We start from the raw sequence: 22,931 nt of genomic DNA, 5'->3' as shown, positions 1-22,931 counted from the left end.
CGGCGCGCTCACCGGCTCACCTCGTACCCGTCGGTGCGCGCGTAGTTCACGATCGCCCGCTCCCAGGCCGGCAGGGTCGAGACGACGCTCTTCCCCGCGGTCAGTTCCGGTGTGACGGTCGCCGCCCAGATGGCCTCCTGGCTGAACTGGCCGTATCCCCAGCCGGGCCACACCTGGTCCGCCGCGGTCCGCAGAGGACGGGTGATGTCGTTCGCGTAGTACCGGGAGGACGCCTGCTGGGCCAGCCAGGTGCCGGCCGCGGGCGCGTACGCGGGATAGCCGGGAGCCTTCTCGCCCTGGTAGTCGTCCGATGTGGTCACCCAGGTGAGGAAGGCGGTCGCGGCCTTGAGGTGCGCACCGTGCGCGGACAGCAGCCAGGTGCCTCCCCCGACGTTGCCGACGGACGGACGGGACTCCCCGGACCACTGGGGCATCGGGGCGACCGCGATCCGATGAGCCGGAGTCTTGAACGATCCCTGGAACAGCGAGCCGCCGTACCACGACGGGCCTGGCATCATGAGGATCTTGTCAGCGGCGTTCTTGTCGAAGTCCGAACTGAACACGCTGCTCAAGGAGAGCGTCTTGTTCTCGATCAGAGAGTCAAGGAGGCCGGCCATGCGCTTGCAGTCCGCGCCGCCGGTATCGACCGTTACCGCCTTCGGCCCGGTGATGTGATTGGCTCCGCACTTGCCCGCCCACAGGTAGATCTCGGGTGTGAACGCGTCACCCGCCGAGCCGATCAGGTAGCCGGGATGCTCGGCGGCGACCTTCTCGCCCAGGGCCTCGTACTCCTCCCACGTGCGGGGGACCTGGTATCCCCACTTCGTCATGAGGTCGGCGTTGTACCAGAGAACGGTCTGCGCCAGGTCGTTGCGCAGGCAATAGAGCGTCCCGTCGACGGTGCACGGGTCGTTCGCCCCCTTGGCCCAGCCCGCAAGCGTGGACTTGGGAATCAGCCCCTTGTTCAGCGGGGCGGCGAAGCCTGCCTCCACGGCCCAGGACGTCTCGTTGTTCTGGGAGCTGAAGACCACGTCCGGCCAGCCGTGGCGGGTGCGATTGAACAGGCCCACCTTGGTGCGCAAGTAGTTGGAGCCATTGGCATCCCCGTCGTACGTGACGATGTCCATCTTCAACGAGGGATGTCGGGCCTTGTACAGTTCGGCGGCCGCCAGGCGCGAGGAGTCGACCCACACCGTCAGCGTGCCGTCTGTCTGCTTCACCGGGTGGAAGCCGTCCCGCGTGTCGGCAGATCCGCTGCCGCAGGCGGCAACGGCCACCAGGGCGAGCACGCCGCCCGCGGCCATGGCCCCGAGGCGTCCGCGTCGCTTTCCCGGTCTCTTCGCGCCGACCGCGCGGACCTTCGCTGTCATGAACGACTCCGCTCAGACGGTGTTCCGGTTCAGTTGCCCGGCCCGATGCCCGGGCCACGGCGCAGAGTTTCCGGCTGATCCGCGGAACCGGTCCCGTTCCCGCGGCACGCGGCCAGGCGGGGCCGGCGCGCCCACCGCCACCACGACGAGGCCGTCGCGGTGGCGGGGCCCGGCCGCGCGTCAGCCATCACCCGCCTGTCCGTCCCGGCGGGGCAGTGGTGGCGCCGGCGGTGAACCGCCACCAGTCCGCGTTGACCAGGTAGCCGCTGCCGCCCGCAAACCGCAGATACAGGTCCTGCGTGCCCGTGGCGCCGCTGACCGGGCAGGACACCGTCGTCCAGGTCTGCCAGCCGCCGGTGTTCGGCACGGCGCACCGGCCCACGACCGTTCCGTTGGCGCCGCCCAGACGCAGTTCGACGGCGCCGCCGCCGGTCGCCGAGGCCACGCGTGCGGTGAAGGAGGACGGACCCGCGCCGAAGGCAACACCTTTGACCTTGATGTAGTCGCCGTTCTCGGTGTACCCGACGTTCATGCCTCCCTCACTGGACGGCTCGGTCTCGATCCCGGATTCCCAGGCGATCGTTTCGGCCTCCTGACGGGTGTATGGGTCGAGTGTGCCGACCTGGGGTGCCCCCGTACTGGTCATGTTGATCGTCGGGATGGTGCCGTCGGGGTGGTAGGAGAACTTCTCCACGCCGACCGAGCGGGTGTAGCCGCTCCCGCCCGGAAGCGCGCCGTTGTGGTAGAAGAAATATGAAGTGCCTTTGAAGTCGACGATGCCCGGGTGGTTGGTGAAGCTGGCGCCCTGCGTGGGCATGATCGTTCCGCGGTAGGTCCACGGCCCGGTCGGGCCGGGGGCGGTGGAGTAGGCGATGAACTCCGAGCAGCACTTGGCGGCGTACACGATGTAGTACAGGCCGCCTCGTTTGTAGACCCAGGGCCCTTCCTCGAACAGCGTGGGCCGGTTGGGATCACCGGTGCGGCTGCCGAAGCCCGCCGTGGTGAGCGGGATCTTGGCCGGGCTGCCGGAGTAGGAAATCATGTCGGCGTTCAGCCTGACGTACCACAGGTTCGGGTTGCCCCAGTACAGATACGCCTGTCCGTCGTCGTCGATGAAGACGGTCGGGTCGATCTCGCCGTTTCCGACCAGCGGGTGGCCGAGGGCGTCGCGGAACGGTCCGGTGGGGCTGTCCGACACCGCCACGCCGATGGCCATGCGGCCGGTCGCGCGCTCCGTTGTCGGCACGTACCAGTAGAACTTTCCGTTGCGGTTGACGACCTGGCCCGCCCAGGCGTTGGCGGACGCCCAGCTGAAGGAGGCCACACTGAGCGGAGAGCCGTGGTCGGTCCAGTTGACCATGTCGGCGGAGGACCACACCCGCCACTCTTTCATGGTGTAGTCGGTCGAGTTGTCCTCGTCGTGCCCGGTGTAGAGGTAGACGCGGCCGTCATGGACCAAAGGCGCGGGGTCGGCGGTGTAGACGTGCTGCACGATCGGGTTGTCCGCCCTGGCCTCCGTGGGATGCACCGCTGCGGGCGCGAGGACGAAGGCCAGCAGGAGACTAGCCGCCCAGGCGACCGCTCGCGTGAGTCTCGTACGAGTGGGCTGTGGTCGTCGCCTCATACGCGGGTCCACCTCTGGTTGCCCTGACCGTTGCAGGTCCACAGGATCAGCGGCGATCCGTTGGCGGTGCCGGCTTGATCGACGTCCAGGCACAGGCCGGCGTGGACGTTGCGGATCGAACCGTTCGCGTCGAGTGTCCATTTCTGGTTGTCCTGTCCGTTGCAGGGCCAGGTGATGATGCGTGTGCCGTTTACGGTGCCCTGGTCGTAGGCGTCCAGGCACTTGTCACCGAAGACGCGTATCTCGCCGCCGGCCCAGGTGGTCCACAGCTGGCCGGCGGCCGTGTGGCAGTCCCGGATCAGCACCCTCGCCCCGGCCGCGGTCGAGGCGTTCTCCACGTCCAGGCAACGGCCGGACCCGTCACCGCGCAGCCGGGACGTGGTGGCGGCCAGCGGAGTGCCGCCGGTCACCCGGAACGCGGCGACGCCGTGTGCGGGCACACTCGCCGAGACCTGTCCGGTCGTGCTCGATGTGCCGCCGGTCCACAGGTCGGTGAGGGTGAACGACCCGCCGGACAGGCCCACCTGCGCCGCCGTGGCGGTGACGGTCGCCGTGCTGTTCCCCCGGTTGAACAGGCCCACGGCGACCGAGCCGTCGGACAGGGGCTTGGCGAACACCTCGGTGTCTCCGTCGTCGCGCACCCTGCGTCCGCCCGCGCCCAGCGGGTCCTGGTTCACCGCCAGCAGGCGCGGGTTGCGCAGGACCGCGCTCACATCGGCCGACATGGTGCGGATGTCGTTGCCCGCCATGAGCGGCGCGGCCATCAGCGCCCACAGGGCGAAGTGGGAGCGGGACTCGGTCAGCGACAGCCCGGGGCGGCCGACGACGAGCATATCGGGGTCGTTCCAGTGGCCCGGACCCGACTGCGCGGCCAGTGGCGCGGTGACGTCCACGACGTTGCCCACGCCCATCGGGTAGCTGTTGCTGTTGCCGTTCTGCCAGATGTCGAGCAGGTCCTCGGTCGTCCGCCACAGGTCGGCGACCTCGCCCCAGTTGTATGTGTCGCCGGTGATGGCGTGGTAGCTGTTCGGGTTGATGCTGTAGACGATCGGGCGCCCGGTGGCGCGCAGCGCGTCGCGCATGAGTGTGAACCGCGCGACCTGCTCGTCCTGGGTGCCGGCGGAGGAGCACCAGTCGTACTTGAGGTAGTCCACACCCCACGAGGCGAACGTGCGAGCGTCCTGGGTCTCATGGCCCTTGCTGCCGGTGGACCCCGGGTAACTGCCCCCGCCCTGCGCACACGTGCGCTCGTTGGGCACCTGGTAGATGCCGAACTTCAAGCCCTTCCCGTGGATGTAGTCCCCGAGCGCCTTCATCCCGCTCGGGAATTTTGTCGGGTTGGCCCGCAAGTTGCCCGCGGTGTCGCGTTGCGGGTCGAACCAGCAGTCGTCGACCACCACGTATCGGTAACCGGCGTCCCGCATGCCCGAGGAGACCATCGCGTCGGCGGCCTGCCGGACCTGTGCCTCGGTGACCCCGCACCCGAAGCTGTTCCAGCTGTTCCAGCCCAGCGGCGGGGTGAGCGCCGGACTGCCCGGGGCGGCCTGGGCGGCCGAGTGGCCCGAGGCCGTGGTGAAGACGGTGCCGATCAGCGCGGCAGCCGTGAGGAAGCGGAGTAATCGTCCGCGTGGTTTTGACACGAGATGGTTCCTTCTCGGATGGGGGGGGCAGTGGTCATCGGGAACGGGGAAGCGCCCCGGTTCAGCGGTAGCCCGCCGCGGTGACATTGGCCTGCACGGCGTTCTCCGTCTGGTCGGAGGGGTAGCCGGAGACCATGGCTCCCTCGTAGAACGTGCCGGCGCTGAGGTTGGTGTTGCCGTTGCAGCAGTCACCGCCGCTGCCCAGGATGATGGCCCCCTGTTTCTTCATGGGGTTGTAGCCACCGGGGAGGGAGCCGTCGTACAGGGTGGTCAGGCTCCCGGACTGCGCGTTGCTGCCCTTGATCGCGAACCGGGTCGTCCCGTTGTTCTTCAGTGTGGCGGTGACGAACTTGCTGGTGAAGGCCCTCTGGTTCGGGTTCCAGGACTGGCTGCCCCCGGAGTACAGACCCCATTCGAGGTCTGCCTGGACCCATGGGCCGTTCCCGGAACATCCGCCGAACCAGCACTGCGTGCTGAAGTTGATCGCGTCCATGGCTCCGGGGCCGTCGGCCTTGCGGGTGGTCTCGCTGTTGCCGTAGTCGAAGCAGCAGCCGCCGTTGACGTGCGTACCACTCGTCACCATGTACATGCCCTCAGGCGCGCTGCCGGTGGGGACGCCCGTCGTGTGGCCGTCACGCCAGTAGCTGTTCCTGGGATTGATGTACAGCGAGTAGGCCTTGTTGCCCCCGACCGTCAGCGATTCGCTCGTCGCGTTCGCGGCGGTGTCGGAGCCACCGACTCCGCCCGGCCCCTGGTAGCCCAGGTTGTTGCCGTGCCCGGACTGGTCGTAGACCCAGGTGATGACGCATGAGGTACCCGCGCAGAACGAGTCCTGGGCGGCGGCGTCGGCGACGCCGCCTGCCGCCAGGGCGCCGATGTCCCTGGTCGCGTTGTCGGACGAGCGCCTGACTTGGTACAGCTTGCCGGCGTACGAGCCATAGAGCGCCCGCACCGTGCTGTGCGCGGCCACACACGGCGTGCCGCCCGACGCGTAGATGTCACAGGGGCCGGTGGCGGCGGCGGACGCCGGCCCCGGCCGGCCGAACACCGCCACCAGTACCGCAATCAACATCAGCGCCGAGCCCGTGGCCAAGGCGGTGGGTGAACGGCGTCCGCGGGGCACACCGCCCGGCACGGAAACCAATGAAGACTGCACCGTCTCCTCCTGGAGGGTGGAATCTGATCAGGGGCATGACATGTCGCGCCGCGGGTCAGCTGGATGGCGTGGGGTACGAGAAGCGGTCGTTTGATATCTCGAACTGCTGTCGAAACACCGGACAGAGATGGATGATAGGGGAGCCCCGAAGGCTGTCAAGACCGCACAACGGACGGGTGTGGAGATCGCGACGAAAACCGCAGTCCGGCGGTGGGCCTGCGGGCGGAATCGTCGGTGACATGTGATGTTTGACCTCTCCCGCCACCCATGCGACAGGGCTGTCGTCCCGAGTTCCGCAGCAGGCCCCCGAATCATTCGACGTCAAGTCTCTTGACAGCCCCAAAGATCCCATGGGACCCCTAGAGGGACATGGGATGTATCGGCGCGCACTGCTGCCCGTCCCGTGCCCGCGCTCCCGCCTCCGTACATGCCGCCGGAAGGTCATGTCATGACGATCAACAGGCGCGTCTTCCTCACCGTCTCGGGCGCGACAATGCCGGGCCGGTCGCACCGCGACGGCCATCACCACCCCGGACGGCGGCCACTTCGCCCTGCCGCTGGACTCGCGCCTCCGGCGGTGGCGGCCGTTCCACCGCCGGACTGACGCCCGTTGGGGGCATCTGCCGTTGCTTCCTGTTCGGCGCGTACAGGTAAGGCCCCCATGTGTTGCCGCCGTGCTGGTTACCGAGGACACAGGCGACATTCGGTGGCGGGTCTCCGGCCGACCCGACCGCGAACACGGCGCGTGGCCGGAGCATGGCCTGCACCAGCTTCTCCGACTGGTCGCGGGCTTCCGCAGAGCTGGTCCGCACTCGAGGACTTCCTTACCAGCAACTTCCGCGGTGCGCCGGACTACTGGGGCATCTGCGACAGCAGCATGTGCCACCTGGTCCGACCCCCTGAGCAACCTCTGCGGGATTCCCTCTCACGCTGGTGCACCGCGCCCATGTGCCCTGCTCACCCCTACAACAACAAGGAGTCACCCATGTCGATGCGACGGCGTACCTTACTGGGCCTCGGCGCGGCCGCGGCCACGGGCGCGGGCATGTCCCTGCTCGGCAGCAGCGCGGCCGCCGGCACCCTGTCACCGCGGATGGCCTCACCGCGGCAGGCACCCACCGCGCAGTTCGCCATCGGCGTGCGCCAGTTCTACTGGTCGCGTGGCAACCGCCAACTGAACACGAAGATCTTCTACCCGGCCTCCGGAACCGCGGGCGGCAACCCCATCCCGAACGCGCCCATCGCCAACGGCGTCTTCCCCATCGCCGAATGGAGCCACGGCATGGGGTGCAACTCCGACTGCTACTCCTCACAGACCCACGATCTGGCCGCCGCGGGCTTCATCTGCCCCGCCCCCTCGTTCTCCGACAACACCAACATCGGCAGCGTCTACAACGGCAACTGGTCGAAGGACGTCTCCGAGGTCCTCACCCGGACACTGGCGCTCAACAACACCTCGGGCGACCCGTTCGCCGGGCACATCGACACCCGCGCCGGTGTCGGGGTGTCCGGTCACTCGATGGGCGGGATGACCACCCACGGCCTGCTCACCGCCTGGCCGGACAACCGCATCGTCGCCGCCGTCCCGGTCGCCTGCGTGGACATGGGCAACCCCGCCGGCCTCCACGCCAATGTGCTGTTCATCCACGGTGACCACGACCCGACCTGCGACTACAATTCGGCGCGCGCCGCGTACGCGGAGCTTCCGTCGCCCAAGGCGTTCCTCACTCACGTCGGGGCGGACCACGGCCAGTACCTGACCCCGGACTACCGGTACTACGCCCAGACCCAGAACACCTTCCTGGACTGGTTCCGCTGGAGCCTGTACGGCGACACCGCCGCCCGCGACCGCCTGCGAAGCGACGCCACCAGCAACGGTACCTCCTGGCAAGCGGCCCTCACCTAGGGTTCTGCGCCAGAGCTTCCCCAGATCCAGGGCGTGGCGCGGGAGTTGGGCTGGTCGGTCGTCCAGTGCCTGGATCTGGGGGGTTCTCGTCCACCCAGAGGACCACCGCGCCCTCCGCCGCCCGGGATCGCTGACGGGCGCGGGCAGGTGCTGCACGCTCCACCGGCCTGTCGGGGCGGCGGGGGAGGAGCGCGGCGGTCTGGCGGGCCGCAGGCGAAGCGGCGGTGGAGTCAGTCGAAGACCGACCAACAGATGTCGTTGCGCAACCTCTGGTCATCAAGTACGAGCTTGCGGATTGCCTCCGGGAGCTGATCACGCTGCCACTGGCACTCGAGCCGCCCTGCGGCCTCGCTGCGGCCTTCCGGCGCCGCGGCACGTGCAGCCTTGATCGCGTAGGCGGCCGCGCCGAGCTCGTGCGCGGCAACGTGGGCGACCGCCCCGGCTTGGCCGGCGGCGTACGCGGCATGCCGTGCTGCCCCACGCAAATCTCTGGCTGCCCCCATCGCATGGCCACCCGCCGCACGAGCCTGCATCATCTTGACCTCACCACGTACCCAGGCCCTCGCATGCTCGATCGCCTGGCGCGGTCGTGGGTCCCCGGGCTGGGCCGACTCGAAGAGGTGAAGTACGTGCTCCGCACACGAGGCAGCCCATAGAGCGAGGAGCCGGTGATTCGCATCAGTGAGAGTCCCACCACGACGGATCGTCACAAGACGAGGGTCACGGACCTTTGGGAAGATCATGACGTGCGTTCCCTCCTGAGCGCATTGGCGCGACTCCCTGCGGTGTGCCCTGCCGACCGGTCAGCCGCCTGGCGCAGGGAGTGATCCAGAGTGCTCATCAGCCGGGCGACGTCTGACGACCATCAGCGGTGGACACCGAGGCCCGGTGTTCAGTCCCGGTCCGGACGACCCGGCATCAGGGCGCATCGCCACCGGCGCCCTCCGCGGTCTCCAGGGCGGTGACCAGCCGGTCCAGGGCGGGCAGTGCCTTATCCAGCGCCACCCGGTCGGCCTCGGACAACTCCTCGACCACACGGGTAAGGGCCGCAGTGCTGGCCCGGTCGTAGCGCTCCAGCAGGTTCAGGGCTTCGCCCGACGCGGTGAGCACCACGGTCCGCTGGTCGTGCTCGGGTCGGACCCGTTCCACCAGCCGTGCGGCGGACATCGTCCGGACCAGGTTGCTCACGGTGGACGACGCCACCCTGACTCGCGTGGCCGCCGCGCCGGGGCTGAGGCCCTCGGACGACGAGGACAGCGCCCTCAGCAGCTCGATCTGCGCCTCCGGCAGGTCAGGCAGACCTTCGGCGTTGCGGGTGGCACGCAGTACGGCGCGACGCAACGGCCCCAGCAGCCCGCCCAGTCCGGCAGCGACCCGGGCTGCTTCCGGAGTTTCGGGCGGACCGCAGTTGCCCCTTCCGCCCGTCGCTTTCTCTGTTCCGTGCGCTCCGTCCGCGTTACCCATGCCTCCCATTATGGAGTGCCGCTGTATAATTTTGTCACAAACTAATTTTGTGACAAAATGAGTTTCAGAGCGGCGGAACCGGGCCGGCCTGAACCGCACGTCGGGGGGCCGCTGCTCGAAGCACAGCAAGGAGCAACGCCATGACCACTGGGTACGACACCCCGACCACCGTCGACAGCCCCGTTCCGCCGCAGGACCTGTCCGGGATCACCGGGCACCGGTTCATCTACACCTACGCCAACGGCTGGCAGTACGAGATGTACGTGAAGAACGCCACGACCATCGACTACCGCATCCACTCGGGCATGGTCGGTGGACGCTGGGTGAAGGACCAGGAGGTCGACTTGGTGCGACTCGCCGACGACGTCTACAAGATCTCCTGGAACGAGCCGACCGGCACCTCGGTCGTCGTCAACGTGCTGCCCGGCCGGCGCGTCCTGCACGGCACCATCTTCTTCCCGCAGTGGATCGAGCGGGACGGTTCCAGGACGGTGCTCTTCCAGAACGAGCACCTGGGCGAGATGCGCGCCTACCGGGACGCCGGCCCCACCTACCCGATCTACGTCGTGCCGGAGTTCGCCCGCATCACCCTGTTCGAGCACGTTGGCGAGAACGACGAGAGCGTCATCGCGGTCGGCCCCGAGGGCCTGCCCGAGGGCTTCGCCGACCGCGTCAACTGAAAGGGCGGCGACGGCGCGACGCCCATGAGCCCCGCGCCGCCGCCCCCTGTCGAGCGTCGCTCTTGCCGGCTGGACGGCGATGTTGATGTGCTGGCCGAGCGCCTCGACGACGCCTGGTACGTCTCGTTCGATGGCGCGATCGCAGATGGTCTTGTGCTCTGCCGCGATATCGCGGTTGCTGTGCTCGGTCGGTGTGCGAGCCCAGCAGCGGTAGACCTCCGCTGCCTCGCGCAGCTGTGTGGCGATGTCCCTCAGCCGGCGTGCAGGACGTCGAGCACGTCGAGGATGTGCCCGGTGCCGCGCACGAGGCGGAACATCTCGGAGATGTGGACGGTGTCGCCCGGCCGCGCGTACGTGAGCAGTTCGCGGAACTTCGGCCGCTGTAGAGAGTGGAGGCGGCTGGAGGTTCCCGGGTCTTCCTCGAAGGCGACGGGGTCCTCGATCCCGGCCTCGTCCAGGACGAGGTTCTGCCGGGCGGTCGACTGCTGGTCGGTCGAGCCTCGAACCCCCGGATTGCACAGGTTCATTGGACGGGCGGACTCCCCGTCGTCAAAGGAACGTTTGGCGACACTCGGGGCAAGTAGGGTTGATCTTGGTTGGCGGCGGCGGCCAGGCCTCCGGACGGTGGCCGCGGGGCGGGTATCGGAGCGTGATGTAGCGAGTTGCGTGTTCGGTGAGGGTTGACGCCCCCAAAGTATGAGTGGTTTATTACTCACATGCAGACGGAACGGCAACGCCGGCTCTCCACCGCCGATGAGCGTCGCGAGACGGTGCTGCGCACCGCGATCGGCGCCTTCGCGGCCCGGGGGTACTTCGGGACCACGACCACGGAGGTCGCCAAGGCCGCCGGCATCTCCCAGGCGTATGTGTATCGGCTGTTCCCGAACAAGGAAGCCCTGTTCGCGGCGGTCGTCGAGCACTGCTTTGTCCAGGTCCGTGCCGCGCTGGAGCGCGGTGCGGCCGAGGCGAAGGGCGGCTCGCCCGAGCTGGTCCTGGACTCCATGGGGGATGCGTACGCCCGGCTGATCAGCGACAACGACCTGCTTCTGGTCCAGCTGCACGCTCAAGCGGCCGCGGTCTCCGAGCCGGCGATCCGCGAGGCGATCCGCGCGGGGTACGCCCGTGTCGTGGAGTACGTGCGCGGCGCCTCCGGCGGCGACGAGCGGCAGGTCCAGGAGTTCTTCGCGGTCGGGATGCTCTGCCATCTCCTCGTCTCGCTCGACGTGGAAACGGCGGACGGGCCCTGGGCGCGCACGCTCGCCGTCGGCATCACGCACTACTGAGGTCGGCGAACACGGCCCGTCACGCCGGGGCGGGATTCCGGGCCGGGCGGCCCGCGCTCATTGATCGACTGCGGGTCGCCCCTTTTCGGAGCTGAGAAGTGAGTGGTTAACCACACATACGCGAGAGGTTGGGAGCCATGCGACACATCGTGGGTGCCCAAGGCCGGGGTTGGTCACCCGTCAGGGGCAGCGGTCTGGGATCGGTCGCTCCGGGCGCCGCCCTGGCGGCCCTGGCCGGAGCGCAGTTCGTGGTCGTCCTGAGTACGTCCGTCGTCAATGTCGCGCTGCCGCAGCTCCGGGACAGTGTGGCCCTGTCGGACAGCGGGATGGCCTGGGTTGTCAACGCCTACGGGCTCGCCTTCGGGGCGCTGCTGCTCCTCGGTGGCCGGGTCGCCGACCTGGTCGGAGCCCGCCGGGTCCTCATCGCCGGCCTTGGCCTGTTCGCCGCTGCTTCGGTGGCCGCCGGGCTGGCCGGCGCTCCCTGGGTGCTGATCGGTGCCCGTACTGCCCAGGGGGTCGGTGCCGCCGCGGCGGCACCTGCCGCGCTCGCCCTGGTGGTCCGGGTCTTCCCGCCCGGCGGCGCCCGCGCCCGTGCCCTGGGGGTATGGGGGGCGGTCTCCGGAGCCGGAGGTGCGGCCGGGGTGCTGCTCGGCGGGCTGCTGACCGAGGCGTTCGGCTGGCCCTGGATCTTCCACGTCTGCGCGCTCGGGGCGGCCCTGGCCCTCGTCGCGACATTCCGTCTGGTCCCTGCCGATGCTGGTGGTCCGCGCGGCGACGTGGGCGGCTCGCACGTCGATGTCTTCGGCGCGCTGTCCGTCACGGCCGCGATCGTCGCCCTCGTCTACGGGCTCACCGCCGCACGCACCTACGGCTGGGCCGACCCGCCCGTCCTCGGGTCGCTTCTCGCGGCCGGACTGCTGCTGTTGATGTTCCTGCGGATCGAACGGCGCCACCCGGCACCGCTGCTGCCGCCGGGGCTGCTCACCCAGGGGCCGGTCGCCCCGGCCAATCTCCTGATGGCCCTGCTCGGTGCCGTCTGGGTCGGGCTGTTCTTCTTCCTTCCGCTGCTCCAGCAGCAAGTGCTCGGCGCGGGCCCGTTGGCCGCCGGACTGGCGCAACTCCCGCTCGCGGGGGCGAACATGCTCGGTGCGGGACTCGCCCCGCGCCTGGCCCGCCTCCTTGCCCCGCACCGCACCCTGGCCGTCGGCCTGATCGCCCAGGCCGCCGGACTGCTGTGGCTTGCTCTCCTCAGCGCACCGGGCACCACTCTGGCGGGCCTGAGTGGTCCGACCGTACTGATCGGTCTCGGCCTGGGCATAGCTTTCGTCCAGCTCACCGGTGCCGCGGTGAACGGTGTGCGGCCGGCGGATGCCGGAGCGGCCGGCGGGCTGGTGAACACCACCCGCCAGCTCGGCGGCGCGGTGGGCCTGGCCCTGCTCGGCACCCTCGCCACCGCTTTCACCGGTGCCGCCGCCGACGGCCCGGCAGTGCTGGCACACGGCTACCGGGCGGCCTTTCTCCTGGCCGCCGCCATCGCCGCCACGGCCGCCGCCCTCACCCCGCTGCTGTCCCGCCGCGCAACCCCGACCACCAGTGGTGCCCCCACCCGCGCCTCCAACGGCAACGCCACGGAAGGAGTCCACCGATGACCCCCGAGACCCCGGTCGCCCATCCCATCGACGAGTCCGCTCCGGCCGTCGTACGGCTCGCCACGACCGTCCACGCCTCCCTCGCCCACGTCTGGGCCCTGCACACCGATGTCGCGGCCTGGCCCGAGTGGAACCCGGACATCACCCGGGCCGAGTCCACCGGCCCGCTCGCGGCCGGGGCCGTCTTCCGCCGGCACACCCACGGGCTCGACATCACCTCCACCGTGCTGGAGCTCCTCCCCGGGCGCCGCATCGTCCGGGGCGGCCCCGAGCACGGCATCGACGGCTTCACGCATGGACCTTCGAGGAGAGGTCCGACGGCAAGGTCACCGTCCGCACCGAGGAGTCCTGGAGCGGAACCCCCGTCGAGGCCGAACCCGCGGCACTCGGCCAGGCCCTGCGGCAGTCCCTGGAACGCTGGCTGGCCGCTCTGAAGACCACGGCGGAACGCCCATCCTGGCTGCCCCGCCCCACCTCGAACTCCTTGTTTCCTCGACCCCACTCGCCGAAGGGAATCACCTGCCATGACCGCCAAGCCCTACCTCACCGGCCATTACACCCCCGTCGCCGACGAGATCACCGCCACCAGTCTCACCGTGGAGGGCACCCTGCCGCCGGAGCTGACCGGCCGCCTGATACGCAACAGCCACAACCCCAAGCCGGGCATCACCCCCACACACTGGTTCAAGGGCAGCGGGATGGTTCACGGCATCCGGCTGCGCGACGGCCGCGCCGAGTGGTACCGCAACCGCTGGGTCCACACGCCCGCCCTGGACGGTGCCCCCTACCTGACCGAGCACGGCCCCGACCTGACCGCCAGCACCGCCGGCACCCACGTCATCGAGCACGCGGGCCGTCTCCTCGCCCTGTGCGAGGCCGCCCTGCCCTTCGAGCTGACCGCGGAGCTGGAGACGGTCGGTGCCTTCGACTTCGGCGGCAAGCTGACCTCCGCGATGACCGCCCACCCGAAGGAGGACCCGGTCACCGGCGAACTCCACTTCTTCGCCTCCTCCCCTTTCCCCCCGTTCCTCATCCACCACGTCTCCTCACCCGACGGGACCGTGCTGCACAGCCAGGAGGTCCCGGGCGCCAGTGCCGCGCTCAAGCACGACTTCGCCCTCACCGAGCACCACGCCGTCTTCGTGGAAGGGTCGGTCACCTTCGACCCGTCCGAGCACTCCGGCATCCCGTATGCCTGGAGCGATGACCAGCCCGGCCGCATTGGCGTCCTGCCGCGCGGCGAGGGCGGCGCCGGGCGCGTGCGCTGGTTCGACATCGCGCCCGGCTACGCCATGCACTTCGCCAACGCCTACGAGGACGCCGGCGGCCGCATCGTCGTCGAGGGCCCGGCCGTCGGGTACGAGGGGTGGCAGCGCTCCTGGAACTGGTGGGTCGGTGCCCCCGGCCGTGGTGCCGAGCCCACCTCCGGCTCGCGCGCCACGCGCTGGACCGTGGACCTCGCCACCGGCCGGGTCACGCAGGAGCACACCGACGACCTCACCGTCGAATTCCCTACCATCAACGACGCGTTCACCGGCCGCGAGCACCGCTACCAGTACGCACTCTCCTTCCCCGACGACCTCGGCGACGGCACGCACGCCCTGGTCAAGTACGACCGCACCACCGGCGCCCGCCAGATCAAGCCGCTCGGCACCGGTCGCCTTCCCAGCGAGGCCGTCTTCGCCCCGGCAACAGGCGGCCCACAGGCGGGCGAGGACGCCGGGTATCTCCTGACCGTCGTCAGCGACCTCAACTCCGACAGCTCCCGCCTCCTCGTCCTCGACGCCTCCGACCTGTCCCTGCCACCGGTCGCCACCGTCCATCTCCCCCGCCGCGTCCCGGCCATGATCCACGGCTCCTGGATCCCCGACAGCACCCTCTGACCGGGGCGTTGCCATCTGCCCGCCCCTCTCGCCGCCGGATTCACTCGTTCAGCCCAACGAGCCACCGACTCCACGGCAACGGGCCAGGTCAGGGGCTGCTCCGTTGTTTTTTCGGTGAGTACTACTGGGACCCCTTCCTCCGCGGCCGCGTCGAAATCTCCCTGGACCCCTGCTGCGATGGCACGCTTCCGCCCGCCTGCCGTGGAGATGCTCGCGCGGCCCGACGTGTAATTGACCGCGGTCGGCATGAACCCGCCGCTGTCCGGTCGGCGCCCGATGTCCGGGCCGCTCCCGGCCGTACGACCAGGTGGCGCGCCCGTCCGGCGCCGAAGTGAGCTCGTGGACGCCGGGTGCGCAGCGGACGCGCCTGATGCGCAGGCCGGGGCGAAAGCACCAGGTGCGCAGGTCGGGGACGAAGCTCAGGTCGCCCAGGTGTCCGCTGTCGGGAATCAGCAGCGGTCAGGAACCGGCGGGGCGCCGAAGACCGGCCGGCTCCACGCCGAGCGCCGCCAACAGCCGGACACTGCGATTGCCCGGCTCGCTGAGCAGCCGGTCCAGCAGGGCGGAGGTGCCGCCGGCCATCGTGTCCTTGAGCAGCTCGCGCGGCGGCACCGTGTCCTGACTGAGGTCCGCACTCGACATCACCGCACTCACCCGTTCGTGGTCCACCCCGGTCTCGACCAGGACCCGGCCCCCGTCGTAGTCGGCCTTCGCCTGTTTCGCCAGGTGCGGGTAGGCCTGCGCGACCGCGTACGTCCGCAGCATGCCCAGGAGGACATCGTCGGTGCGAACCTTCCCACCGTGCTGTCTGGCGAGTTCCCCGGCCTCCAGGCGCGCCCACAGCACCGGATGCGCCGCGGCGTTGATCGGCATTACCCTGACCAGCAGTGTCGTCCAGAACTGCCCCAGCTCACGGGGCTTGTAGCGGCGGCGGCCCACCAGGGCGTCGCGGGTGGAGCGCAGCTCCGGCGGGACGGCGTCCTCCACGGCAGGGACCTGTCCCGATCGCACGGCCTGCTGCAGCGCAACGACATCGACCCCGCATCCGTTCAGGTAGCTCACCGCTCCGCAGGTCGGGTCGTCCAGGATGGCCGCCAGCAGATCGGCCGGCGAGCGCTCGGCGCCCTGACCGGTCACGGACGGTTGCTCCTGACACCGGGCGAGCGCCGCCGCCCCGGCCGTGCTGAGCGTGAGCGAGCGGTCCTCCTGCTCGGCCAACGGAACCTCGACCTTTCCGGGTTCCTCGTCCATCTCCCCGATGCCCCTGCGGATCACGTGCGTCGTGAGGTCGTAGGAGGCGAGGAACTCCTGGACCCGTTCGTCCTTGCTGATGCAGGTCAGCAGGATGTGTGTGCTGACGTGGCGCATTGCGTAGACCGGGCGGAAGGCAGTGAGCAGGGCCCGGTCGGCGCGGAAGTCTGAGGTCATGCGGAAGATCCTGGCCGAGCCGCAGGGGTGTTGCATCAGCCCGCGGTCGGAAACGGGTGCGACGAAAGTCGGACACCGGTGCGGACGAAAGGGGGCATCACGCTCCGGCGTTGGTGTTGTCATGAGTGGTAACTGAGCGTTTCCCGCTCCGGGTACGCCCGCCGGCTCCCGGCCGTCGAGGACGCATTCGGCCACCAGCTCCTGGCCCAGCTCCAACAGCTGGACGCCGCCTGCCAGGCCACGGACGAAGCGGCTGCGCGTACAAGAGCCCGCGCGTCGACCGACGCACCTACAAGGCGAGCCCGCCCGCCTGCGGCGTGCACCCGGCGTGGTGCACGATGCGGTGGCGCGCACTCAATGCGCACCACCGCCATCCACGGTGCGCACTACACGATCGTGAGCGCATCGGGTGTGCACCGGCCGGTGCGGGGTGCGCATCGAGGGGGCAGGTCTCGCAGTGAACTCGTTCTCTGCTTCCGTGAACTGACGTGGGTGTGCCTCAGCGCGCGGATTGGCCGCACCGCCGGGGGCGCCCGGCTCCCCGCGCCTGTCGCATCCGCCGCGAGGAGGCGAAGCGCGCGGTGCGCAGGGTCTTACGCTCCGGTCCGTGACGTGGTTGCGAGGTGGCGGAGTTCGTGGGCCTCGGCGAGAAGGAGGTAGCTGCTGGCGGTCCAGGTGTAGGCGCGGTCACGCAGGCCCATCCCGGTGAGTGCGTCGAAGTTCTCGGCGAAGCCGTGGGTTTCGCACAGTCGCCGGAATCGGGCGCTGATCTCGTCGGCGAAGCGGCTGTGTCCGGCGCGGCGCAGTCCGTCCTCGATGAGGACGGTGGTGGGCGCCCAGATCGGACCGCGCCAGTAGCCGTCCGGGCGGTAGTGCGGCGAGCTGGGCAGTTCGGTGGCGAGTCCGTACGGAGTCAGGTGGGCCTCGATCCGGGTGGTCAGGGTTTTGCCGACGTGCCCGGGGAGGTGCTCGCCCAGGGCGATGGGCATCAGGTCGAGCAGACTGGAGGTATGCCAGGTCTTCGAGCTGTCGACACCGCGGGCCACGAACCGTTCCCTTGTCCACAGCTCGTCGAGCATCGCGGCCTGGGTCGCGCCGGCGGTTCGGCTCCAGCGGCGGGCCTCGTCGGGAAGACCCAACTCGCCAGCTGTAGCGGCGAGTTCGCGGAGCTGGAGCGTGAGGAACGCGGCCAGGTCCGCGGTGACGACCACGCGCTCCGGATCGAAGGTCGTGGCGTTGTCCCAGCCGCTGTCATTGCCGTGCTGGTAGTGGGGCAGAGCGGCGTGTGGTGCGCGGCGCGCGGTGAGCCAGAACTTCGTCCAGCGTTCCAGCCTGCGGTAGACCTCGGTGAGTTCCGCGCGGCCCGGCGGTTCGGGCAGCCGTCGGCGCAGCTTGGCCAGGGCCCAGCCGTGTACGGGTGGTTTGACGAAGTTGTAGAGGACCTCCGAGTGGGTCACCGAGTCGGGCAGCGCCCCGCTCTCGTCCTGGTGGTCGAACGGCAGCAAGAACTGGTCCCAGGCCAGTTCGGGCGCCCCGGGCGCCAGGGCGAGGGCGTTGAAGCAGTGGTCCCAGCTCCAGACCTTGTCCATCCAGTGCTTGGACATCAGCACGGCGGGCCGGGTGACGAGGCCCGCCGGGGCGACGGTCGCCGACCACAGGACGTATGCGGCGAGCTCGGCGGCCGGGGTGCGGGACGAGCGCCAGGGGGCAATCGTGTCGGTGAAGGTGGCGAAGGCGTGCTCCGCGGCGGCCACGACCTGCGGAAACCTAGTCGAGGAGACGTAAGGGCGGCGTGCGCTGTCGATTTCCTCGACGGCGGCCTCCCAGACTCCGCCGGCCTGCGCGCTGATCGCGAGGCCGCGGTCGCCGCTGCCCAGAGTCTGGCTGCCGGAGACTTCGGCGCCGACGCCGGACAGCTCGGTGATCCGGTACCGGCGCCCGGTCTCGTACGACGTGAACACGTACGCTCCGTCCACCGGGTCGCGGTAGAAATAGGCGCCCGTGAAGGGGGTCAGGGTCGCTGCGGCCGCGGTGATGCGCAGGCCGAGTCCTTGGCCGCGCAGGCGGATGGTGTCCGGTGTTTCGTAGGAGCAGTCGATCGTGCCCTGGCGTTGGGTCCAGCGGAGCAGGCCGGGCGTCGTCTCGACACGGGTGACGGCCCGGTGGCCCGTTGCCGGGTCGAAGGGAAGGAGCCGCAGGACGGCCTGCATGCCGTTCCGGTGCGACACGAGGTGGAGGTCTTCGGCACGCTCGTTCTGCGCGAGTACGTAGGAGATGCCGAACCAGGAGCCGCGGGTGCTGAACGGAATGTCGTGGATGGAGAAGGCCGGGCCGGATCGGGCGGCGGTCATGAGGGGGTTACTCGATTCTTCAGCAGGGGTCACCGGCGATCGGCGCGGGGTCAGTCCTTCATCGCGCCGGCGGTCACGCCGGCGGCGATGTAACGCTGGGCGAGGACGAGGATGACCGTCGCCGGCAGCGAAGCCACGACGGCGGTGGCCATGATGGCGTTCCACTCCTGGTTGTTGTTCCCGATGTAGTGGTAGATGCCGAGGGTGATCGGCTCGTGGGTGCCGCCGCCCGCGAGGGTGCTGGCGAAGATGAAGTCGGACCAGGACCACAGGAAGGCGAACAGCGATACGGTGACGACGGCGTTGCGGCTCATGGGCAGGACGATCGACCGGAAGGTGCGCAGCGGGCCGGCTCCATCGGTCTTTGCGGCCTGGAGCAGTTCCTCGGGAATGCCGGACATGAACGCGGTGAGGATCAGGACCGCGAACGGGACGGCCAGGGTGGAGTCCGCCAGGATCAGGCCGGGCACCGACTGGAGCAAGCCGAGGCTGAGGTAGATGGCGTAGAAGCCCATCGCCATGACGATGCCGGGGATCATCTGGGCGACCAGGAAGAGGAAGCTGAGCACACTGCCGCCGCGCGGGCGTAGTTTGGCGAGCGCGTAGCCTGCGGGAGCGGCCAGGGCCACGGTGAGGACGACGGTGCCCAGGCCGATGACCAGGCTGGTGCCGAGATAGGGCAGCTGCTGATCCAGGACGGCCCGGTAGCCCCTCAGCGTGCCGTGCGCGGGGAACAGGTCCGGAGGCCCTTTGCGCATGTCCTGGTCACGGGTGAAGGACACGTTCAGCATCCAGTAGACCGGAAAGAGCATGACTCCGGTGAGCAGGAGGCCCGTGGCCGTCTTCCACCAAGTGGTGCGTGTCCGGCGCGGGCGGGATGGGGTCGTGATGGTTTTCATGAGGCGTACTGCTTTCGCTGGACCCTCAGGTGCATCAGGCCGAACACGAGAGCGGCGAGCACGAGCAGGTTGCCGACGGCCGCGCCGGGACCGAAGGCGGGCAGCAGGTTGCCGAAGCCGAGCCGGTAGGACCAGGTGGCGAAGGTGGTGGACGAGTCCGCCGGGCCACCCTTGGTCATGATCCAGATGATGTCGAAGACCTTGAGCGTGTAGATCAGGCCCAGCAGGAGGGTGATGGCGGACACCGGGCGCAGGAGCGGGAGGGTGATGCTCCGGAAGCGTCGCCAGGCGCCGGCGCCGTCGAGGGCGGCGGCCTCGTACAGGCTGGAGGGGATCGACTGCAGCCCGCTGTAGAGCACGACGAGGTTGAACGGGACGCCGATCCAGATGTTCGCGATGATCACTGAGGTGAGCGACCAGGACGGGGAGGTCAGCCAGTTCACGGAGTCGATGCCGACCGCGTTCAGGGCGGCGTTGACGATGCCCGAGTCACTGTTGAGCATCCACGACCAGGTGGAGGCCGACACGATCAGCGGCAGCAGCCACGGCACGAGGAACAGGGCGCGCAGGGTCGCGGAGAGCCGGAAGTGCTGGTTGAAGAAGACCGCGAGGGCCAGGCCGATGGCGTACTGGAAGAGCAGGCAGGCAGCGGCGAACACCGTGGTCTGGGCGAGCGCCGGTGCGAACGTCGGGTCGTCGAACACGGTCTGGTAGTTGGCGAGACCGGTGAAGGGCGCGTCGCCCTCGACGAAGGAACGGACGGTGTAGTCGCGCAGGCTCAGGTCGAGATTGCGGTAGAGCGGATAAGCGTAGAAGAGGAGGAGGTAGAGGGTCGCCGGGGCGAGAAAGGCCCAGGCGGTCCAGTGCTGTGAGTGGGCGCGCCGGCGTGGTGTCGTACGGTCCGGGGCGGCGCCGGCCGCCTCGTCCCGGTCGGGCACGGCCCGACGGTCCGGCAGGTGTGTCATATGGCTCATCAGCAGCCCCTGGATCACGGTTAGTTGGACGCGCGCTGCGCGGCGGTGAGCGCGTCCTTCGGGGACTTGGCTCCGCTGAGGGCGGACTGGATCGCCTTCCACATCTGCTCGGAGATCTTGGGGTACTTGGTGCCGAGATCGCCACTGGTGCGGCCCTTGGCCGCCTTGACCGCCTCCGCCCAGGGCTTGAACTTGGCGTCGGCCGCCACCTGCTTGTCCCGCACCTCGCTGGTGGGTGCCAGGTAGGACAGGGTGGTGTCGGTGGTGTAGAGGTTCGCGGCGCCGGTCAGGCAGGAGACCAGCTTCCGCGTCGTGGTGTAGCGGTCGGTGTCGCTCTGGACGGGAACGGTGACGAATTCGCCGCCGGTCGGCGCCGCGGCGGTGCCACCATCGGCGCCGGGGACGGGCAGGACGCCGTAGTCGAAGCCGGCCTTCTCCGCGTTGGCCAGCTGCCAGGTGCCGTTCTCGGCGAACGCGTAGTCGCCGCTCGCGAACTCCTGCCAGCTGGTGGTCTGGGTGTTGTTGATCACCGAGTTGGGGGCGTGGCCCTGCTTCAGCCAGTCGGTCCACAGGGACAGCGCCGCCACGCCCTGGGGAGAGTCGAGTCGGGTCAACTTCGCGCCCGAACCCCAGAACCAGGGCAGGAACTGGAAGCTTCCCTCCTCGGTGCCGATCGCGGAGAAGGTGATGCCCTTCTTCCCGGCCTGCTTCACCTTCGCGAGTGCCGCCGTCAGCGACGTCCAGTCCCTGACCGAGGCGATGTCCACGCCTGCGGTCTTGAGGATGTCCTTGTTGTAATAGAGGGCGAGGGTGTTGACCCCGACCGGTGTTCCGTAGGTCTTTCCGCCCGACCGGCCGGCCCCGAGCAGGTTGGGGTCGACCTTGGAAGTGTCCAGCTTGTTGTCGTCGGTGGTAGTGAGAACGCCGGCCTCCGCCAAGGTCGGCACCACGGGGTTGTCCACGATGAGCACGTCCGGAGAGTTGTCCTGCTGGGCCGCCAGGAGCACTTTGTTCGACAGGTCGCTGGTGTCGAAAGCGGTCCGCTTGATCTTCACACCGGCCTTGCCGCCGCAGCCGTCCAGCAGCTTCTTCCAGGCCGAGTCCCCGGCGAATTGGGGGTACGGGTCCCAGATGGTGTAGGTGCCGCTGACCGCCGCCTTTGTCCCGGTGCCGCCCAGGCCGGAGCCGCAGGCGGTGGCACTGGTGGCGAGAGCCAGAGCGGTCAGGACTGCGACGGTCAGACGGCGCTGTCCGGAGAAGCTGTTCATCGCGGGTTCCTTTGTTTCTGGCATGCGGGTGCCGAGGGCAACGGGTGGCCGGGGCGCGCACACCGGACGGCGCTGACGCGCGGTTCGGGAATCCGGCCGGGTGAGGAAGGAGGACAGGGGGTCCCGTGCGTGTGATCAGAACGCCGTACGGGGCACGGCGTCCGCGGTGGGCGTGGCCCCTGGCGGGGCTCCCGCGGGCCCGGTGCTGGCCCGCAGCGAAATCGGCGGCGCGAGGAGATGCTGCCGGGGTGCCGCGTCGGGATGGTCGAGCCGCTCCACCAGCAGGTCGACGGCGAGACGGCCCATCTCGGCCGCCGGCACGTCCGCCGCGGTGAGCTGTGGGGTCACCGTCTCCGCCCAGCGGCCGGCCACGACCCCGGTGACGGAGAAATCGCGCGGCACATGACGGTCGGCCTGGGCCAGTCCCCGGTAGAGGCCGCCCAGCGCGGCCTCGTTCAGCGTGACCAGGGCCGTGGTGGCCGGGTCGTCGTGCAGGATCCGTTGCACACAGGTCTGACCCGAGGTGGCGTCGTCCCCGCAAGCGTACGTCCGCACCGTCAGCCCGCGTTCGGCAGCGGCCTTCGTGAAACCCTCAAGGCCACGGTGCGCGGATTCGTAGCCGGCCCGCAACAGCTGCTCGGGGCGGTTGACGAAGGCGACTCGGTGGTGACCTAGATCCGCCAGATGCCGGACGCACGCCTTCACCAGCGCGGTGTGATCCAGGCCCACCCACCACCCGCCTTCGGGACGAGCGGTACGGCCGATGGTGACGGAGGGGAAGCCAAGGGCGGCCAGATGGTCCACCCGGTCGTCCGCCAGCCTGATCTCCATCAGGATCGCGCCGTCGACCCGCCGTTCCCCCAGCAATCGCTGGAAAGAACGGTCGCTGTCCACGCCACTGGGCGACAGCAGGACGTCGTAGTCGTGAGCCGCGGCGGCCTCCACCACGCTGCCGATGAAGTCCAGCTGCATCCCCGTGTAATGGTTCCCGGCCGGCGGGAAGACCAGGCCGAGGGTCCTGGTCCGCCCGTTGGCCAGGGCGCGGGCGCTGGCGCTGGGCCGGTAGCCCAGCTCATCGACAACCTGCTGGATCTTCTTGCGTGTGTCGTCCGAGACCGGGCGGTTGCCGCTCAGCGCGTAGGACACAGTGCTCCGCGAGACACCGGCCCGCCGGGCGATCTCACCGATGTTCACGGCGGCTCCTAGCTCGAACCGGTTCGGCATCCCGAAGCAAGGAACACCCGCCGGTCGTGAGGTTGGGTCAGGGAATCAGGCGCGACGGCCGGTCGTCGAACCGGTTCGCGTCAAAGTGAACGTAGGAACCATCTCAACGCCTGTCAACACCCTCGGCCATGC

Annotated in this window: 18 protein-coding genes and 1 pseudogene; 6 read left to right on the top strand and 13 right to left on the bottom strand. The window is 69.4% G+C overall.

The window, feature by feature from the left end:
• Positions 1-8: 8 nt before the first annotated feature.
• The 4 genes and pseudogenes from ACMTAK_RS04265 to ACMTAK_RS04250 all read right to left on the bottom strand — a co-directional run.
• Entirely contained in the window at positions 9-1,370 is a 1,362-nt protein-coding gene (locus ACMTAK_RS04265) for an ABC transporter substrate-binding protein (protein WP_413804883.1), read from the bottom strand.
• A gap of 187 nt (positions 1,371-1,557) precedes the next feature.
• On the bottom strand, positions 1,558-2,994 hold the full coding sequence (locus tag ACMTAK_RS04260; protein WP_413804882.1) for a glycoside hydrolase family 43 protein: 1,437 nt from the start codon (positions 2,992-2,994) through the stop codon (positions 1,558-1,560).
• Positions 2,991-4,634, bottom strand: coding sequence for a glycoside hydrolase family 27 protein (locus ACMTAK_RS04255; protein ID WP_413804881.1), 1,644 nt, complete (start codon positions 4,632-4,634; stop codon positions 2,991-2,993). The genes ACMTAK_RS04260 and ACMTAK_RS04255 overlap by 4 nt, the downstream gene beginning before the upstream one ends.
• Before the next feature lie 61 nt (positions 4,635-4,695).
• Positions 4,696-5,643 (bottom strand): annotated as a pseudogene (locus ACMTAK_RS04250) (arabinofuranosidase catalytic domain-containing protein); the annotation flags it as partial.
• Positions 5,644-6,775: 1,132 nt separating this feature from the next.
• Here ACMTAK_RS04250 and ACMTAK_RS04245 point away from each other — a divergent pair.
• On the top strand, positions 6,776-7,696 hold the full coding sequence (locus tag ACMTAK_RS04245) for an alpha/beta hydrolase family protein (RefSeq protein ID WP_413804880.1): 921 nt from the start codon (positions 6,776-6,778) through the stop codon (positions 7,694-7,696).
• Positions 7,697-7,926: 230 nt separating this feature from the next.
• Here the strand turns inward: ACMTAK_RS04245 and ACMTAK_RS04240 are convergent, their stop codons facing one another.
• Both ACMTAK_RS04240 and ACMTAK_RS04235 read right to left on the bottom strand, forming a co-directional pair.
• A complete protein-coding gene (locus tag ACMTAK_RS04240) occupies positions 7,927-8,439 on the bottom strand; it encodes a putative immunity protein (protein WP_413804879.1) in 513 nt (170 codons plus the stop codon).
• A gap of 175 nt (positions 8,440-8,614) precedes the next feature.
• On the bottom strand, positions 8,615-9,160 hold the full coding sequence (locus ACMTAK_RS04235) for a MarR family winged helix-turn-helix transcriptional regulator (protein WP_413804878.1): 546 nt from the start codon (positions 9,158-9,160) through the stop codon (positions 8,615-8,617).
• Between the two features lie 140 nt (positions 9,161-9,300).
• Between ACMTAK_RS04235 and ACMTAK_RS04230 the strand changes: the two genes are divergently transcribed.
• The gene (locus ACMTAK_RS04230) at positions 9,301-9,840 is read left to right on the top strand and encodes a phenolic acid decarboxylase (protein WP_413804877.1); all 540 of its coding nucleotides are present in this window, start codon (positions 9,301-9,303) and stop codon (positions 9,838-9,840) included.
• Between the two features lie 251 nt (positions 9,841-10,091).
• On the opposite strand, the gene ACMTAK_RS04225 is transcribed toward ACMTAK_RS04230, so the two are convergent.
• Positions 10,092-10,367: a recombinase family protein gene (locus ACMTAK_RS04225; protein WP_413804876.1), complete on the bottom strand. Its 276-nt coding sequence runs from the start codon at positions 10,365-10,367 to the stop codon at positions 10,092-10,094.
• Positions 10,368-10,556: 189 nt separating this feature from the next.
• Here ACMTAK_RS04225 and ACMTAK_RS04220 point away from each other — a divergent pair, with 189 nt between their 5' ends.
• The 4 genes from ACMTAK_RS04220 (at position 10,557) to ACMTAK_RS04205 (ending at position 14,655) form a co-directional block, all read left to right on the top strand.
• Positions 10,557-11,123 (top strand): TetR/AcrR family transcriptional regulator, encoded by a 567-nt coding sequence (locus tag ACMTAK_RS04220; protein WP_413804875.1) that lies wholly within the window; start codon positions 10,557-10,559, stop codon positions 11,121-11,123.
• Positions 11,124-11,260: 137 nt separating this feature from the next.
• A complete protein-coding gene (locus tag ACMTAK_RS04215) occupies positions 11,261-12,772 on the top strand; it encodes an MFS transporter (RefSeq protein ID WP_413804874.1) in 1,512 nt (503 codons plus the stop codon).
• Positions 12,769-13,206, top strand: coding sequence for an SRPBCC family protein (locus tag ACMTAK_RS04210; protein WP_413804873.1), 438 nt, complete (start codon positions 12,769-12,771; stop codon positions 13,204-13,206). Before ACMTAK_RS04215 ends, ACMTAK_RS04210 begins: the two co-directional genes overlap by 4 nt.
• Before the next feature lie 90 nt (positions 13,207-13,296).
• Entirely contained in the window at positions 13,297-14,655 is a 1,359-nt protein-coding gene (locus tag ACMTAK_RS04205; protein ID WP_413804872.1) for a carotenoid oxygenase family protein, read from the top strand.
• Between the two features lie 459 nt (positions 14,656-15,114).
• On the opposite strand, the gene ACMTAK_RS04200 is transcribed toward ACMTAK_RS04205, so the two are convergent.
• From ACMTAK_RS04200 to ACMTAK_RS04175, 6 genes are all read right to left on the bottom strand, one after another.
• Positions 15,115-16,083, bottom strand: coding sequence for a Clp protease N-terminal domain-containing protein (locus ACMTAK_RS04200; RefSeq protein ID WP_413804871.1), 969 nt, complete (start codon positions 16,081-16,083; stop codon positions 15,115-15,117).
• 593 nt (positions 16,084-16,676) lie between these two features.
• Positions 16,677-18,434, bottom strand: coding sequence for an amylo-alpha-1,6-glucosidase (locus ACMTAK_RS04195; RefSeq protein WP_413804870.1), 1,758 nt, complete (start codon positions 18,432-18,434; stop codon positions 16,677-16,679).
• A 50-nt stretch (positions 18,435-18,484) separates the two neighbouring features.
• Positions 18,485-19,333: a carbohydrate ABC transporter permease gene (locus ACMTAK_RS04190; RefSeq protein WP_413804869.1), complete on the bottom strand. Its 849-nt coding sequence runs from the start codon at positions 19,331-19,333 to the stop codon at positions 18,485-18,487.
• Complete coding sequence (locus tag ACMTAK_RS04185) at positions 19,330-20,307, bottom strand: carbohydrate ABC transporter permease (RefSeq protein WP_413804868.1); 978 nt, start codon at positions 20,305-20,307, stop codon at positions 19,330-19,332. Before ACMTAK_RS04185 ends, ACMTAK_RS04190 begins: the two co-directional genes overlap by 4 nt.
• Positions 20,308-20,327: 20 nt before the next feature.
• Positions 20,328-21,575, bottom strand: coding sequence for a sugar ABC transporter substrate-binding protein (locus ACMTAK_RS04180; protein ID WP_413804867.1), 1,248 nt, complete (start codon positions 21,573-21,575; stop codon positions 20,328-20,330).
• A 135-nt stretch (positions 21,576-21,710) separates the two neighbouring features.
• Complete coding sequence (locus ACMTAK_RS04175; RefSeq protein ID WP_413804866.1) at positions 21,711-22,769, bottom strand: LacI family DNA-binding transcriptional regulator; 1,059 nt, start codon at positions 22,767-22,769, stop codon at positions 21,711-21,713.
• Positions 22,770-22,931: the final 162 nt, after the last annotated feature.

The sequence above is a fragment of the Streptomyces lacaronensis genome (assembly GCF_047337785.1).
Lineage (GTDB): Bacteria > Actinomycetota > Actinomycetes > Streptomycetales > Streptomycetaceae > Streptomyces > Streptomyces lycopersici.
Note: the sequence above shows the minus strand (reverse complement) of the source record. Positions and strands in the feature narration are given on the sequence as shown.

Coding starts and splice junctions, on each gene's coding strand:
- ACMTAK_RS04265 (WP_413804883.1), bottom strand. CDS start 1,370: ATGACAGCGAAGGTCCGCGCGGTCGGCGCGAAGAGACCGGGAAAGCGA.
- ACMTAK_RS04260 (WP_413804882.1), bottom strand. CDS start 2,994: ATGAGGCGACGACCACAGCCCACTCGTACGAGACTCACGCGAGCGGTC.
- ACMTAK_RS04245 (WP_413804880.1), top strand. CDS start 6,776: ATGTCGATGCGACGGCGTACCTTACTGGGCCTCGGCGCGGCCGCGGCC.
- ACMTAK_RS04240 (WP_413804879.1), bottom strand. CDS start 8,439: ATGATCTTCCCAAAGGTCCGTGACCCTCGTCTTGTGACGATCCGTCGT.
- ACMTAK_RS04235 (WP_413804878.1), bottom strand. CDS start 9,160: ATGGGTAACGCGGACGGAGCGCACGGAACAGAGAAAGCGACGGGCGGA.
- ACMTAK_RS04230 (WP_413804877.1), top strand. CDS start 9,301: ATGACCACTGGGTACGACACCCCGACCACCGTCGACAGCCCCGTTCCG.
- ACMTAK_RS04225 (WP_413804876.1), bottom strand. CDS start 10,367: ATGAACCTGTGCAATCCGGGGGTTCGAGGCTCGACCGACCAGCAGTCG.
- ACMTAK_RS04220 (WP_413804875.1), top strand. CDS start 10,557: ATGCAGACGGAACGGCAACGCCGGCTCTCCACCGCCGATGAGCGTCGC.
- ACMTAK_RS04215 (WP_413804874.1), top strand. CDS start 11,261: ATGCGACACATCGTGGGTGCCCAAGGCCGGGGTTGGTCACCCGTCAGG.
- ACMTAK_RS04210 (WP_413804873.1), top strand. CDS start 12,769: ATGACCCCCGAGACCCCGGTCGCCCATCCCATCGACGAGTCCGCTCCG.
- ACMTAK_RS04205 (WP_413804872.1), top strand. CDS start 13,297: ATGACCGCCAAGCCCTACCTCACCGGCCATTACACCCCCGTCGCCGAC.
- ACMTAK_RS04200 (WP_413804871.1), bottom strand. CDS start 16,083: ATGACCTCAGACTTCCGCGCCGACCGGGCCCTGCTCACTGCCTTCCGC.
- ACMTAK_RS04195 (WP_413804870.1), bottom strand. CDS start 18,434: ATGACCGCCGCCCGATCCGGCCCGGCCTTCTCCATCCACGACATTCCG.
- ACMTAK_RS04190 (WP_413804869.1), bottom strand. CDS start 19,333: ATGAAAACCATCACGACCCCATCCCGCCCGCGCCGGACACGCACCACT.
- ACMTAK_RS04185 (WP_413804868.1), bottom strand. CDS start 20,307: ATGAGCCATATGACACACCTGCCGGACCGTCGGGCCGTGCCCGACCGG.
- ACMTAK_RS04180 (WP_413804867.1), bottom strand. CDS start 21,575: ATGAACAGCTTCTCCGGACAGCGCCGTCTGACCGTCGCAGTCCTGACC.